Consider the following 14553-nt stretch of genomic DNA (forward strand, 5'->3'; position numbering starts at 1 on the left):
GCGGGGGTGGGAGTTCAACAGGAAAGAAAAAGAAAAAAACGGCGGCCGGTCAACCGAGACACCGGCGGTGGGGTGGGGAAGGGACAATAATCCTCCCCCCCCCACAACCGGGCTCAGCTCTTCCGGGCGCTGCCGACGCCCGACGACCACGCCCTCGCCGTTCTCCAGGTGGCCGAAGAAGCCTGCGGAGAAGTAACGGTCGCCGCGCCGGGGGCCGTACAGCCGTCCTGGAGACGGACAGAGCTCTTGCAGGCCCGGCGCGGATTGCCGGTGCGCAGGTCGGGACGCCGAACCCGAACGCCCCCTTTCTTCCCTTTTCTTCTCTGCTTCGCGCTCCGCGTACGACGGAACTTCCGGGGAGACTGCGGCTTTTGCCGCGCACATCTCGCACTCCCCGCCCCTCGCGCGGTCAACTGGTGCCCGAACTGACGGTTCTTGCCCGTTTTATTCATCGATGGTGGGGCAATACGAAAGCTCTGCACAGGAGTTCAGGGCAGGGTGTGACCAGGCGGACGTCCGTATTGAGACGGACGGGCCTGCCGAGGTTCGGCTCCCGGTGATTAGGCTGGGAGGGGGGCGCGACGTCAGGACCGTGAACAAGACGTCGGTGCCCCCGAGGGGGAGAGCCGGTGGATCGGACTACCTCAAACGAATACGGATGCTGAGAACGACACGACATGGTCGTCGCGCCGGCACGGCATGAGGGTGCTCGACCACACCAGGAGGAACTGTGAGCAGCGATCGGGACGGGATCCGCGGGGGCTGGGCCACACCCGGCGAAGACCAGCCCGACGCGGAGTCACTCAACGAGATGACGGGCGAGTTCACGATCGACTACGCGCCGCCCGCCTGGTACACGCAGAACGCGGCGGGCGGCCCGGGAGCGGGCGACGGCACCGAGGGCGCCGGCGGGCCGGGGTCCGGCGACCGGTCCGGTGCGCCCGGCGGGGCAGGGGCTCCGGGGTCCGCCTCCGGTACGACGCCTGCCGCGCAGCCCCGTTCGCCGTTCCCGCCGGGGGCGCCGATCCCCGGACTGACTCCCCCGCCGCATGCCCAGCAGGGGGGCGGAAGGCCGGGTCCCGGTGGTCCGTTCACTCCCGCGCCGACGTCGGCTCCGGGAGCGCCCTTCACCCCGCCGCCGACGGCAACGCCCGGGGCACCGTTCACCCCGCCGCCCGCCGCGACGCCGGGCGCGCCCTTCACCCCTCCGGCCACCGCCACGCCGGGCGCGCCCTTCACGCCGGCACCCACCGCCACACCGGGCGCGCCCTTCACGCCGCCGACCGGTTCCGCGCCGGGTACGCCGCCGGCGTCCGCGCCTGCCGCCGCGCCCGGGGCACCGTTCACGCCGCCGCCCACGTCAACGCCCGGAGCTCCGTTCACTCCCGCGCCCGCGTCAACTCCGGGAGCGCCCTTCACCCCGCCGCCGACGGCAACACCCGGGGCACCGTTCACTCCCGCGCCCGCCTCGACTCCGGGAGCACCGTTCACTCCCGCGCCCGCCTCGACTCCGGGAGCGCCGTCCACTCCCGCGCCCGCCTCGACTCCGGGAGCGCCGTCCACTCCGGCGCCCACCGCCACACCGGGAGCGCCCTTCACGCCGCCTGCCCCGAGCGCGGACGCAGGGGCGCCGGCCGCTCCGCCGGCCCCGGTCGCCGCGCCGTTCACCCCTGCCGCACCGCCCGCGGACAGCGCGGCCGCCGTGCCGAAGCTGCCGGTCGGTTTCGAACCGCAGCGGCCCGCCGCCGAGGAACCGGCGCCAGAGCCCGAGCCGGACAACGGTGACCTGGAGAGCGGGGCGACGATGCGGTTCTCCGCCGGCGCGCTGAAGCGGGACATCGCCGAGGCCGCCGAGCAGGCAGCCGCGGCCAAGGACGCGGCGGCCGAACAGAGCCGCGCCGAGGACGAGGACGAGGTCCGGGCCGAGGACGGCGCCGACGAGGAGGAGCGGTCGGCGGCCGATGTCATCGCGCTGCTGGTCGACTCCGGCGCCAGGGCCTCGGACGGCTCGCCGCACGTCGACGGCGACGAGAACGGCACCGAGGACGAGGCCCCCCTCGACGACGCCGACTCCGGCGGTACCGCCGAGACCGGCGAACCCGCCCAGGAGGCCGCCCCGGTGGACGACACCGAGGAGGACGAGCCCGAGGACGCGTTCGCCGACACCGATGACGCCGATGACGTCGGCGAGTACGACGGTGCCGAGGGCGAGGCGCACTCCGCGTCCGACGATGCCGCCGACACCGTGGCCCCCGAGGACACCGCCGAGCCCGAGGACGCACACGCCACGCCGCAGGACGCCGTAGCCGCCATGCCGGCGCCCCAGGACGCCGTAACCACCGCGCCCGCGCCGCAGGACGCGCCCCCGGCTCCCGAGGTCGCCGCGCCGCCCACCGCCTGGACTCCCCCGCCTACGCCGCCCACGCCCCCGACGCCGCCGGCCGTGGTGCCGCCGCTGCCGCCGTCCTACCAGCCCGCGGCCCCCGCACCGGCCGCCCACTGGCCGGCCCAGTCGGCACCGTCGGAGCCGACGCCCGGTCAGCCGCAGGCACCGCAGGCGTCCACGCAGGGTCCCGCGGGCGGGCCCGGGCAGCAGCCGGCGTTCCAGCCGCCGCAGGCACCGCAGCCCGCGCCCGCCGCCTGGCACCAGCCGCCGGCCCAGCAGCCGGGCGCCCCCGTGCCGCCGCAGGCGCAGGCGCAGGCCGGTTACGGCTTCCCGCAGCCCGCCGCCCAGCCCCCCGTTCCCCCGGCCGAACAGCCGCAGCAGCCCGACGCACCAGGCGGTTACGGCTATCCCGGCGCTCCCGTGCCCCAGGCGCCCGCGCCTGCCGGTTACGGCTTCCCGCAGCCGGCCGCGCAGCCCCCGGCGCCCCAGGCCCCGCCCGGCGCTTACGGCTTCCCGCAGCCCGGCGCGCAGCCGCAGGCCTCCCAGGACCCGCGCGCCGCCCAGCCCGCCCAGCCGCCCGCTCCGGCCCCGTACCCGGAGCAGCAGGCGCCGCAGGCCCCCCAGCCCCCGGTCGACCCGCGGGTCGGTGCCGCCTGGCCGCAGCCCATGCAGCACGACCAGCGGCAGATGACCAACCCCGGTGCGGCGCCGCTGGGTTACACCGCGGCCGTGGAGCTGTCCTCCGACCGGCTGCTCAACAACAAGAAGCAGAAGGCGAAGAGCGGTCGGCCCGGTGCCGCACCCTCGCGGTTCAAGCTCGGCGGCAAGAAGGAGGAGGCCGAGCGGCAGCGGAAGCTGGACCTGATCCGTACGCCGGTGCTGTCCTGCTACCGGATAGCGGTGATCAGCCTCAAGGGCGGTGTCGGCAAGACGACCACGACGACCGCGCTCGGCTCCACCCTCGCCACCGAGCGCCAGGACAAGATCCTGGCCATCGACGCCAACCCGGACGCCGGCACGCTCGGCCGCCGGGTGCGCCGGGAGACCGGCGCCACGATCCGTGACCTGGTCCAGGCGATCCCGTACCTCAACTCCTACATGGACATCCGGCGGTTCACCTCCCAGGCCGCGTCCGGCCTGGAGATCATCGCCAACGACGTCGACCCGGCCGTCTCGACCACGTTCAACGACGAGGACTACCGGCGCGCGATCGACGTCCTGGGCAGGCAGTACCCGATCATCCTCACCGACTCGGGTACCGGTCTGCTCTACAGCGCCATGCGCGGGGTGCTGGACCTCGCCGACCAGCTGATCATCATCTCGACGCCGTCGGTGGACGGGGCGAGCAGCGCCAGTACGACCCTGGATTGGCTGTCCGCGCACGGGTACGCCGACCTGGTGTCGAGGTCGATCACGGTGATCTCCGGAGTCCGCGAGACCGGCAAGATGATCAAGGTCGAGGACATCGTGCAGCACTTCGAGACGCGCTGCCGGGGTGTCGTGGTCGTGCCCTTCGACGAGCACCTGTCCGCCGGTGCCGAGGTGGACCTCGACATGATGCGGCCGAAGGTGCGCGAGGCGTACTTCAACCTCGCGGCGATGGTCGCGGAGGACTTCGTACGCCACCAGCAGATGCACGGCCTGTGGACCAGCGACGGCAACCCGCCGCCGGTCGCCGCCCCGCCGATGCCGGGCCAGCCGCTGGCCGCCCAGCCGCTGCCCGCCCAGCAGTACGCCCCGCCGCAGGCCCCGGGCCAGCAGCAGCCGTACGCGCCGGGACAGCCGTACCCGCAGCAGCCTTATCCGCAGCAGCCGGGACAGCCTCCGCAGCAGGAGCTCTACGGCCGGCCCCAGCCCGGGGCCCAGCCCCATCCGCAGCAGCCGGGCCAGCCGTATCCCCCGCAGGCGCAGCAGCAGCCGCAGCCGGGCTACGGCTATCCGCAGCCCGGCGCCCAGCCCCCCGCTCCCCCGGCCCCGCCCGGCGGCTACGGCTTCCCGCAGCAGCCGCAGCAGGGCCAGCCCCAGCCGCCGCACCCCCAGGAGCCGCCGCAGCCTCCGCAGCAGTAGCCGAAACGCCGAAGGGCGGCCGGTGCCTCACCGCACCGGCCGCCCTTCGGCGTAGAACCGAACCCCTGGTTGAGGCCCTGGTCAGGCGTCCTCGGCCGCCACCAGCTCACGGCACTTCTTGACGTCCTCGGCCATCTGCTCCAGCAGCGCGTCGAGCGAGTCGAACTTGGCCTGGCCGCGGACGAAGGCCAGGAAGTCGACGGCGACGTGCAGTCCGTACAGGTCGAGGCCGACGCGGTCGATGGCGTACGCCTCCACCGTGCGCTCGGTGCCGTCGAACTGCGGGTTGGTGCCGACGGAGATCGCGGCCGGCATCACCTCGCCCTGGGCGTGCAGAAAGCCGGCGTAGACGCCGTCGGCCGGGATCGCGGTGTGCGGCAGCGTTTCGACGTTGGCCGTCGGGAAGCCCAGCTCACGGCCGCGCTGGGCGCCGCGTACGACCACGCCCTCCACCCGGTGCGGGCGTCCCAGGATCTCCCGGGCACCCGCCATGTCACCCTCGGCGACCAGGCGCCGGGTCAGGGTCGAGGAGAACGGCTCGCCGCCGCCCGCCTCGCCGCGCACGTACAGGTCGACGACCTCGACCTCGAAGTCGTAGACCTTGCCCTGCTCGGCGAGGAAATCGACATTGCCCGCGGCCTTGTGGCCGAAGCGGAAGTTGGGGCCCTCGACGACGGCCTTGGCGCGCAGCTTGTCCACCAGCACCTTGACCACGAACTCGGCCGGGGACAGCCGCGAGAACTCGGTGGTGAAGGGCAGGATCAGCACCGCGTCCACGCCCAGCTCCGCCATCAGCTCGGCGCGGGTGTGGTGCGGGGCGAGCAGCGGCGGGTGGCTGCCGGGGCGGACGACCTCGCTGGGGTGCGGGTCGAAGGTGACGACGACCGCGGGAATGCCCAGCTCACGGGCGCGGTCCACGGCATGCCGGATGATCAGCTGGTGACCGCGGTGCACCCCGTCATAAGAACCGATGGTGACGACGCTGCGCCCCCAGTCCTCGGGGATGTCCTCCAAGCCACGCCAGCGCTGCACTGTGACCGCTCCTCGAACCTGTGTCCGTTGTCCGTCTTACGCAGGTCTAAGGGTGCCATGTTTGCCGGACCCGTCTCACACCGGCACGGTCGCTGTGACCTGGCGCACGTGTCCGGCGCCTCACGCGGGCACCCGGACACCGGCCAGGTTGCCCAGCATCCGCCGGGTGCTGGGCCCCACCACGGCGGCCCATTCCTCCGGGGTGTCGGTGAGCCAGCGGGCCATCAGGGCGGCGAATCCGGGCACGTGCCGGCCCAGGTCGACCAGTCCGCGGTCGAACCGGGTCGCCCCGTCCGGGGTGCGGACCAGCAGCAGACCGGTGCGCCTGACCAGCTCGCGCATCTGGTCGCCGTCGTCCTCGCGCTGTACGGCGGCCGCGTGCAGCAGCGCGTCCAGGACGCCGGGGTCCCGCTCGTGAGCGAGCAGGAACTCCAGCAGTTCCCGGCGCAGCGGGCGCGAGACGGGGGTGCCGGCCGCGCCCAGGACGGTGGCCAGAGCCGCCCGGACCGGCTCGGGGCCGTCGTCGAGCAGCCCGGTGACCAGCGGCAGCAGGACGGCACGGGCCCCAGGACCCTGGTCGAGGCGGCGCTCGACGAACCCGGCCACCTGCCCGGCGGTCTCCGGACGCAGCTCGACGGCCTCGAGGACCAGCTCGTTGATCCGGTGGGCGAGGGCCGGTGCGGTGACGTCGGCGAGGGCGCGCAGCACCTGTCCGGCGCCGGGCCCGCGCAGCCTGCTGCGGAAGGCCTCCAGGACGTCGTCGGGGTGGGTGGCCAGGGCGGGGACCAGGGCGCTCGGCGCGAGCTGCGGGTCGCCGGTGGCGAAGTGCCCGAGCGCCTGCGGGAGATGGCGGGCCCGGGTCCGCGGATCCCGGACCAGCAGCGCGAGGGCGCCGCCGTGCAGGGTGCAGTCGGCGGGGCGGGCGAGCAGGGCGAGCGCGGCGTAGCGGAGCAGTTCACGGTCGGGCTCGCTGCGGACGTGCGGGGCGGCGCGCAGCCCGTGGGCCACGGCGGCCACCCGGCGGGCCGGGCGCTCGTCGTGCGCCCAGCGGTCGACGGCCCGGCACACCGCGGACGGCTCGTCCTCGGCGAGCACGGCGAGCAGTTCGTCGCCCCGCCGGTGCGCGGCGTCGACCAGCACCTCGGTCAGATCGTCCAGTGCCCGGTGCCGGTGGGTGTGCAGCAGCGCCTGGGCCGCGGTCGCCACGGTGGCATGCGGCATCGCGGGCAACGGCCGCTCGTCGTCGAACCACCGGGTGAGATACGGCTGTACGGCGGCGGGGTCGGCGGCGAGCAGCCGGGCGACGGCGTCCAGGTAGCGCGGGGCCGTGCCCTCGGGGGTCTCCCCCGTCGGCCGGGCCCCGAAGCGGCCGAGGCCCGCGGTCTCCGGGAGCGGCTCGTCGGCGCGCACCAGTCTCCGCAGCAGATCGAAGCGTTCGGTGTCGGGCAGGGTGAGCGCGGTCCAGAAATCCGGCCCGAACTCGGTGGCCGCGGTGCGCTGCCGGCCCACGACCCGGTCGGCGAGCAGCCGCAGCACTCCCGTGTACGGCGTGGCGTCGGGCAGCCGCAGCAGGGTCTGGGCGAGCAGCCGGGCGGCCCACCAGGAGCCGGGGTCGAGGTCGAGGGCGTGCGCCAGGTCGTTGAGCCGCGGGGCGAGTTGGGCCGGCCCGTACTGGCGGTCGAGGAGCAGCAGCGCCTGGACGACCGGTCCGACCCGGTGGTGCGGCACGGGCAGGGGGTGGGCGCTCCGGGCGGTCCGGGGGCGGTGGACGAGGGCGTGCAGGGCCTCGTCCAGGTCCAGGTGCATGCCCTGGATCCAGTCGGCGAGTTCCTCGTGGGCGAAGCGGTAGCCGCCGCCCGCCGGGACCAGCAGGCCCTCGGTGAGCACGGCGGAGGCCCAGCCGGAGCCGCCGCCGAGGTGCGCGGGGACGGGCCCCCAGGGGAACACCGCCTCGAACGACTCGCGGTCCAGCTCGCCCTGGCCGGGCCCGAGGCTGCGCCGGGCGGCCTCGTGCACCTGGCCGGAGACACGGGCGGCGAGCCGTCGTACGGCCGTACCGCGCAGGCCGTTCTCGGCGGCCAGCCGGACCGCGATGCGCAGGCACAGCAGGTCCAGGTAGGCGGCGAAGACGTCGTGCCGGTCGATCGGGCCGTCGGCGGGGGCGTCCGGGAGGGCTGCGCGGACCTCGGAGAGCAGGCGCAGGGTGAGGGGGTGGCGGGCGTCGCGGTCGGTGAGGGCGCCGTCGGGCACGCCGTAGCGGGAGCGGGCGCGGCGGGCCTCGTCGGGGGTGAGGTCGGTCAGCCGGACGCAGGAGGGGTTGCCGGTGCCCCGGTGCAGCAGGTCGGGCGGGAACTCGGCGCCGGCCCGCTCCCAGTACTCCTCGCGGCAGGCGACGAGGAGCCGGGCGCCGGTGTCGCGCAGCCATGCGGCGGTGCCCGCGGTCCAGGCGGAGAGCCGGTGGGCGAGGAACGGTGGCATCTCCTCCGGGCCGTCCAGCAGGAGGAGGAGCGGACGTCCGGCCCGGGTGGCGAGCCGGGCCAGCCGCTCCACGGTCAGTTCGCCCAGGTCGCCGGGGAGTTGGGAGCGGGAGGCGGCGACGATCCGGACCGCGCGCTCCAGGGCGCGGCGGGCCGCGTCGGCGACGGAGTCGTCGGCGTCCTTGAGGTCGGCGCCGCGGAGCCAGAGGGTGGGGGCGGGGTGCGGTCCGCGGTTGCGGCGGGCGGCGAGGGCGGCGAGTTCGGTGGTGCGGCCGGTTCCGGGGGCGCCGACGAGGGCCAGGACGGTCCCGTTGGTCTTGTCGGTGCCGGTGTCCTCGGCGAAGGCCGACAGTTGTTCCGAGGTTGCCGCTCGCTCGACGGGCTGGATGGGGTCGGTGTGTTCGTCCGCGGGGGTGTGGGGGCTTGTCGCGCCGTTCCCCGCGCCCCTGTGGGGCGCTCCAGTGCCCGGCGCCGACATGCGAGGAGTGGAACGGCCCACGTAACCGGCCAGGGCGCCCGGGGGGCCGTCCTGACCCACCGATGTGGCTGTCAGTTCCAGGATGCCTGCGAGGTTGAGGTCGGTGCCGTAGGCGGGGACCGTCGCGGCGTTGCGGGTGAGGAGGTCGGCCAGAGGGGCGCTGTCGGGGTGGTGGAGCGAGACGGCGAAGCCCACGTCCCGCTGGCCGGACTGGAGGGCGGTGCCCAGCACGCCGAGGACCGCGCCGGTCTCCGCATCGAGGACCGGGCCGCCGGCCGCCCCGCCGCCCAGGCGCAGCGCGTCCCGGCCGGCCGTGCCCATCGCCAACTCCAGGGCGTCGTGCAGGAGATGGAAGCGGTCGGTGGCGGTGTACGTCACCTGGGTCGCGGTCAGTACCCGGGCCTCGCGCCAGCGGTCGGCGGCGATCCGGACGTAGGTTCCGGCCGGGATCCGCTCCCGTACCGTGATCGGCAGCGGGTCCACGCAGAGGCCTTCGGTGCGGATCAGGGCCAGGTCGTGGGCGGGCAGCGGGGTGACCGCGTCCGAGTCGACCACGCAGGTGCGGTCGCCGGCCGCGTGCAGCACGATCCGGGCCAGCCCGTCGACGGCCTCGTGGCTGGTGACCAGGGTGCCGTGGTGGTCGGCGAGGAAGCCGGTGCCCCGCGGGCGCCCGGCGAGGTCGCGGACCCGGACCAGCCGGTCGTCGGGCTCCGGCCAGGTGTCCTGTCGTGCCTCCCGGGTACCGTCCGCCGTGCGGCGACCGCTCCCGGTCCGCGGGCCCCGTCCGGCCATGATCGAACCTCCCCGCCCGTACATCCGTGCCCTTGGGCCCTTGAGCTCGACGGTAGGCGCGAAATGATCAGCGGGACAGAGCGGGTGGCGAACGCGCCCCCCTCCGCTCCCCCGGTTCACTCCGAGCGCCTGCTCGGTCGGGTGAATAGCCCGGGACAGGTGGATACACCCTAGGGGTGGGGGAACCGAGGGGGGACCGTGGAGCGGCGGCGGCGCCAGACCCCGTGGTCGCCGCTCCACGGGCACACCGGACGGTTCAGCCGAACACGGCGAGGCTCTTGGCCTTGCCCTTCTGCTCCTCGACGAGCACGAGGAAGCGCCCCTGGGGGTCGAACACGGCGACGGGACCGACGCCCGCGTACTGCTCGGGCATGTCGATCCGCACCCCGTTGGTGAGCAGACCGGCCCGTCTGGCGTCGACGTCCCAGCGCGGGAACGCGGCCGCGGCCGCCTCGGCGACCGGCATCACGGTCAGCTCCTGCTGGAGCTGGTCGAGGGTGCGTGCGGAGTCCAGCTTGTACGGTCCGACGCGCGTCCGGCGCAGCGCCGTGAGGTGGCCGCCGACGCCCAGGTCGGCGCCCAGGTCGCGGGCGAGGGCACGGATGTAGGTGCCGGAGGAGCAGACCACCGAGACGACCAGGTCGAGCACGGGGGTGCCGTCCTCGGCGACGGCGTCCCGGACGTCGTAGACCGTGAACGACGAGACGGTCACCGGCCGGGCCGGGATCTCGAAGTCCTCGCCCTCCCGGGCGCGCTTGTACAACCGGACACCGTCGATCTTGATGGCGCTGACCTTGGACGGCACCTGCATGATGCGGCCGGTCAGCTTGGCGATGCCGGTGTCGACGGCCTCGCGGGTGACCCCGGAGGCGTCGGTGGACGAGGTGATCTCGCCCTCGGCGTCGTCGGTGAGGGTGTTCTGCCCCAGGCGGACGGTCCCCAGGTACTCCTTCTCGGTGAGGGCGAGATGCCCGAGGAGCTTGGTCGCCCGCTCGATGCCGAGGACGAGGACGCCGGTGGCCATCGGGTCGAGGGTGCCGGCGTGCCCGACGCGCCGGGTGCGGGCGATCCCCCGCATCTTGGCGACGACGTCGTGCGAGGTGAAGCCCGACGGCTTGTCGACGATGACAAGGCCGTCGGGCGGGGTGGGCTTGCTGGTCATTCGGTGGCGTCGTCCGTCTCGTCGGCGTCGGCGGCGATGTCCGCCTCGTCGTCGGAACCCGGCTTCCTGTACGGGTCCGCTTCACCTGCGAAGGCGGCGCCCGCGGAGACCTCGCGGACCTTCGCGTCCGAGGCCCGTGCCTTGTCGAGCAGGTCCTCGATGGTCTTCGCGGTGTCCGGAAGGGCGTCCGCGACGAAGGTCAGGGTCGGCGTGAACTTCACGCCCGCCGCGGCGCCGACCGCCGAGCGGAGCACGCCCTTGGCGCTCTCCAGGCCCGCCGCGGCCGCTGCCCGCTCCTCGTCGTCGCCGTACACCGTGTAGAAGACGGTCGCCTCCCGGAGGTCACCCGTGACCCGGGTGTCCGTGATGGTGACGTGGGTGCCGAGCCGCGGGTCCTTGATCCCGCGCTGCAGCTTCTGGGCCACCACCTCTCGGATGAGGTCCGCCAGCCTCTTGGCACGCGCGTTGTCGGCCACTGGTCCGTCTCCCGTTCTTTCTTCTGTGTCGTTCTCAGGTCTAGTCGTCGTCGCCGTGGATGCGCCGTCGGACGGACAGCAGCTCCACCTCGGGGCGGGCGGCGACCAGCCGTTCGCACCGGTCGAGCACGTCGGTCAGGTGCGCGGCGTCGCCGGAGACCATGGCGAGGCCGATGCCGGCCCTGCGGTGAAGGTCCAGGTGGTCCACCTCGGCCGCGCTCACGGCGAACTTCCGCTGGAGTTCGGCGACGATCGGGCGGACGACGGAGCGCTTCTCCTTCAGCGAATGGATGTCGCCGAGGAGGAGGTCGAAGGACAGAGTCCCCACGTACATGTATGTATCCGGTTCACCCGCCGGTACGGGATCGATGGCCCTGTCAGGAACGGTACCCCGTCCCCGGCGGGGGCTCGACCGACTTTCCCGGCCGCAGGCGGCCGGGAAAAGCGCTGGCCGACGGAACCGAAGTCCCGTCGGCCAGCACCAACCGTCGGGTTACACCCGCGGCTTCTCGCGCATCTCGTACGTCGCGATGACGTCGTCGATCTTGATGTCGTTGAAGTTTCCGAGGTTGATACCGCCCTCGAAGCCTTCCCGAATCTCGGTGACGTCGTCCTTGAAGCGGCGCAGACCGTCGATGTTGAGGTTCTCCGCGATGACCTTGCCGTCACGGACCAGGCGCGCCTTGGTGTTGCGCTTGACCTCGCCGGAGCGGATGAGAACACCCGCGATGTTGCCCAGCTTGGACGACTTGAAGACCTCGCGGATCTCCGCCGTACCGAGCTCGACCTCTTCGTACTCCGGCTTGAGCATGCCCTTGAGGGCCGCCTCGATCTCCTCGATCGCCTGGTAGATGACCGAGTAGTACCGGACGTCCACGCCCTCGCGCTCGGCCATCTGCGCCGCACGGCCTGCCGCGCGGACGTTGAAGCCGATCACGATGGCGTCCGAGCCCATCGCCAGGTCGATGTCCGACTCCGTGACCGCACCGACGCCGCGGTGCAGGACGCGGATGTCGACCTCTTCGCCGACGTCCAGCTGGAGCAGGGACGACTCGAGCGCCTCGACGGAACCAGAAGCGTCACCCTTGATGATGAGGTTGAGCTGCTGGACCTCGCCGGCCTTGAGCACCTTGTCCAGGTCCTCGAGGGAGACACGGCGCGTGCGCTTGGCGAAGGCCGCGTTGCGCTCACGGGCGGCACGCTTCTCGGCGATCTGACGGGCCGTACGGTCCTCGTCGACCACCAGGAAGTTGTCGCCGGCACCCGGGACGTTGGTCAGACCCAGGACCTGGACCGGCGTCGCCGGTCCGGCCTCGGCGACGTTGTTGCCGTTGTCGTCGAGCATGGCGCGGACGCGACCGTAGGCGTCGCCCACGACCATCGTGTCGCCGACCCGCAGGGTGCCTCGCTGGACGAGGACCGTCGCCACGGCACCACGGCCGCGGTCGAGGCGGGACTCGATCGAGATGCCCTGCGCGTCCTGGTTCGGGTTGGCCCGCAGGTCGAGCGAGGCGTCGGCCGTCAGGATCACGGCCTCCAGCAGGGAGTCGATGTGCAGACCCTGCTTGGCGGAGATGTCGACGAACATCGTGTCGCCGCCGTACTCCTCGGCCACCAGCCCGTACTCGGTGAGCTGACCGCGCACCTTGGTCGGGTCGGCGCCCTCGACGTCGATCTTGTTGACCGCGACGACGATCGGGACGTCGGCCGCCTTGGCGTGGTTGAGCGCCTCGACCGTCTGCGGCATGACGCCGTCGTTGGCCGCGACGACCAGGATCGCGATGTCGGTCGACTTCGCACCACGGGCACGCATGGCGGTGAACGCCTCGTGACCCGGGGTGTCGATGAAGGTGATCTTGCGCTCTTCGTCGTTGACCTCGGTGGAGACCTGGTAGGCACCGATGTGCTGGGTGATGCCGCCGGCCTCGCCCGCGATGACGTTCGTCTTGCGGATGGCGTCGAGGAGCCGGGTCTTACCGTGGTCGACGTGACCCATGACGGTGACGACCGGCGGACGGACCACCAGGTCGTCCTCGTCGCCCTCGTCCTCGCCGAACTCGATGTCGAAGGACTCGAGCAGCTCGCGGTCCTCCTCCTCGGGGCTGACGATCTGGACCGTGTAGTTCATCTCGCCGGCGAGGACCTCGAGGGTCGCGTCGGAGACGGACTGCGTGGCCGTGACCATCTCGCCGAGGTTCATCATGACCGCGACGAGGGACGCCGGGTTGGCGTTGATCTTCTCCGCGAAGTCGGTGAGCGACGCGCCGCGGGAGAGACGGATGGTCTCGCCGTTGCCGCGCGGCAGCATCACGCCGCCGACGCTCGGGGCCTGCATGGCCTCGTACTCCTGGCGCCTCTGCCGCTTCGACTTGCGACCGCGACGCGCCGGACCGCCGGGACGGCCGAAGGCGCCCTGCGTGCCACCACGGCCGCCGGGACCGCCCGGACGCCCGCCGAAGCCGGGACGACCGCCGCCGCCACCGCCGGGACCGCCGCCGAAGCCGCCGCCACCGCCGCCGGGACCGCCGGGACGACCGGCGAAGCCGCCGCCACCGCCCGGACGGGCGCCGCCACCGCCGCCGCCGGGACGACCGGCGAAGCCGCCGCCGCCACCGGGACGACCGGCGCCGCCGCCGGGACGACCCGCACCGGCGGGACCGCGACCGCCGCCACCGGGGCCGGGACGCGGGCCGGCAGCGGGACGCTGCGGCATCATGCCGGGGTTCGGACGCGGACCCGCGGAACCGCCGCCGGGACGCGGACCGCCCTGCGGACGGGGCATGCCGGACGGGCTCGGACGGGAACCGCCGGGAGCCTGGGGACGCGGGCCGCCGCCCTGGGCGCCGGGCGCCTGGGGACGGGGAGCACCGCCGGGACCGCCGGGGCCGGGACGCGCGCCGCCCTGCGGGCGCGGGGCCTGCGGGCGGGCCATGCCGGTGGAGCCACCGGAGGTGAAGGGGTTGTTGCCCGGACGCGGACCGGCCGGACGGGCACCGCCCGGACGGGGGGCGCGCTCACCGGGACGCTGGCCGCCCTGACCGGGACGGGCCTGGCCCTGTCCCTGACCGGGGGCGGGACGACCGCCGGGGCGCGGGGCGCCCTGACCCGGACGGGGAGCGCCACCGGGACGCTGGCCCTGTGCGGCGGCCGGGCTCTGTGCCGGGGCGGCCGGAGGGGCCGGCGGGGCGGTGAACTCGGGCGCGGCCGGGGCCGGACGCGGAGCGGGCTTCGGGCCCGGGCGCGGGCCGGAGGCGGCCGGCGCGGGGGTGACCGGAGCCGGAGCCGAGGGCGCCGCCGAGGCCGAGGCCGCGGGGGCGGGCGCCGCAGGGGCCGACGGCTGCGGGGCGGCCGGACGCGGCGCGCCCGGCTTGGGGGCACCACCCGGGCGTGCCGCCTGCGCCGGAGAGGGCGCGGCGGGCCTGGGGGCAGCCTTGCGCGGGGCGGGCTTGCCGGCGGACTTGCCGTTGCCACCGCCCTGGAAGGCGTCTGTCAGCTTGCGTACAACGGGCGCCTCGATCGTCGAGGACGCCGAACGGACGAATTCACCGAGTTCCTGGAGCTTGGCCATGACGGCCTTGCTCTCCACCCCGAACTCCTTGGCGAGTTCGTATACCCGGACCTTAGCCACTTCGCTCCTTTTAGGTCCGGGTGTGTCCGGACCGTCGCTACTTCATGGGCGTACT

General features: G+C 74.1%; 9 protein-coding genes and 1 pseudogene. 2 read left to right on the forward strand and 8 right to left on the reverse strand.

Annotation, left to right across the window (positions count from 1 at the left end; all coding sequences use genetic code 11):
* Positions 1 to 384 (reverse strand): hypothetical protein (locus ACZ4N4_RS35165; RefSeq protein WP_467596505.1); only part of this gene is annotated, 384 nt, incomplete at its 3' end.
* A gap of 346 nt (positions 385 to 730) precedes the next feature.
* On the opposite strand from ACZ4N4_RS35165, the pseudogene ACZ4N4_RS35170 reads away from it, so the two are divergent.
* Positions 731 to 811 (forward strand): annotated as a pseudogene (locus ACZ4N4_RS35170) (SCO5717 family growth-regulating ATPase); the annotation flags it as partial.
* A gap of 23 nt (positions 812 to 834) precedes the next feature.
* Here ACZ4N4_RS35170 and ACZ4N4_RS35175 read toward each other — a convergent pair.
* The gene (locus ACZ4N4_RS35175) at positions 835 to 1668 is read right to left on the reverse strand and encodes a hypothetical protein (RefSeq protein ID WP_467597072.1); all 834 of its coding nucleotides are present in this window, start codon (positions 1666 to 1668) and stop codon (positions 835 to 837) included.
* 34 nt (positions 1669 to 1702) lie between these two features.
* Here ACZ4N4_RS35175 and ACZ4N4_RS35180 point away from each other — a divergent pair, with 34 nt between their 5' ends.
* A complete protein-coding gene (locus ACZ4N4_RS35180) occupies positions 1703 to 4453 on the forward strand; it encodes a MinD/ParA family ATP-binding protein (protein WP_467597039.1) in 2751 nt (916 codons plus the stop codon).
* Between the two features lie 81 nt (positions 4454 to 4534).
* On the opposite strand, the gene ACZ4N4_RS35185 is transcribed toward ACZ4N4_RS35180, so the two are convergent.
* The 6 genes from ACZ4N4_RS35185 to infB form a co-directional block, all read right to left on the reverse strand.
* Positions 4535 to 5485, reverse strand: a complete 951-nt coding sequence (locus ACZ4N4_RS35185; RefSeq protein WP_467596507.1) for a bifunctional riboflavin kinase/FAD synthetase — start codon at positions 5483 to 5485, stop codon at positions 4535 to 4537.
* Between the two features lie 120 nt (positions 5486 to 5605).
* The gene (locus tag ACZ4N4_RS35190; RefSeq protein WP_467596510.1) at positions 5606 to 9232 is read right to left on the reverse strand and encodes a trypsin-like peptidase domain-containing protein; all 3627 of its coding nucleotides are present in this window, start codon (positions 9230 to 9232) and stop codon (positions 5606 to 5608) included.
* Positions 9233 to 9488: 256 nt separating this feature from the next.
* Entirely contained in the window at positions 9489 to 10394 is a 906-nt protein-coding gene (gene truB / locus ACZ4N4_RS35195; protein WP_467596512.1) for a tRNA pseudouridine(55) synthase TruB, read from the reverse strand.
* Positions 10391 to 10870, reverse strand: a complete 480-nt coding sequence (rbfA, locus tag ACZ4N4_RS35200) for a 30S ribosome-binding factor RbfA (RefSeq protein WP_453576054.1) — start codon at positions 10868 to 10870, stop codon at positions 10391 to 10393. Before rbfA ends, truB begins: the two co-directional genes overlap by 4 nt.
* 40 nt (positions 10871 to 10910) lie before the next feature.
* Positions 10911 to 11204 carry a DUF503 domain-containing protein gene (locus ACZ4N4_RS35205; RefSeq protein ID WP_467596515.1) on the reverse strand — a complete coding sequence of 98 codons (294 nt, stop codon included), beginning with the start codon at positions 11202 to 11204 and terminating at the stop codon, positions 10911 to 10913.
* A 159-nt stretch (positions 11205 to 11363) separates the two neighbouring features.
* The gene (gene infB / locus ACZ4N4_RS35210) at positions 11364 to 14498 is read right to left on the reverse strand and encodes a translation initiation factor IF-2 (protein ID WP_467596517.1); all 3135 of its coding nucleotides are present in this window, start codon (positions 14496 to 14498) and stop codon (positions 11364 to 11366) included.
* Positions 14499 to 14553 lie beyond the last annotated feature (55 nt).

Source organism: Streptomyces sp. NPDC026538, assembly GCF_055567535.1.

Excerpts from the sequence above, each read along its gene's own strand:
- ACZ4N4_RS35205 (WP_467596515.1), bottom strand. The coding sequence starts at position 11,204 with ATGTACGTGGGGACTCTGTCCTTCGACCTCCTCCTCGGCGACATCCAT.
- ACZ4N4_RS35190 (WP_467596510.1), bottom strand. The coding sequence starts at position 9,232 with ATGGCCGGACGGGGCCCGCGGACCGGGAGCGGTCGCCGCACGGCGGAC.
- truB (WP_467596512.1), bottom strand. The coding sequence starts at position 10,394 with ATGACCAGCAAGCCCACCCCGCCCGACGGCCTTGTCATCGTCGACAAG.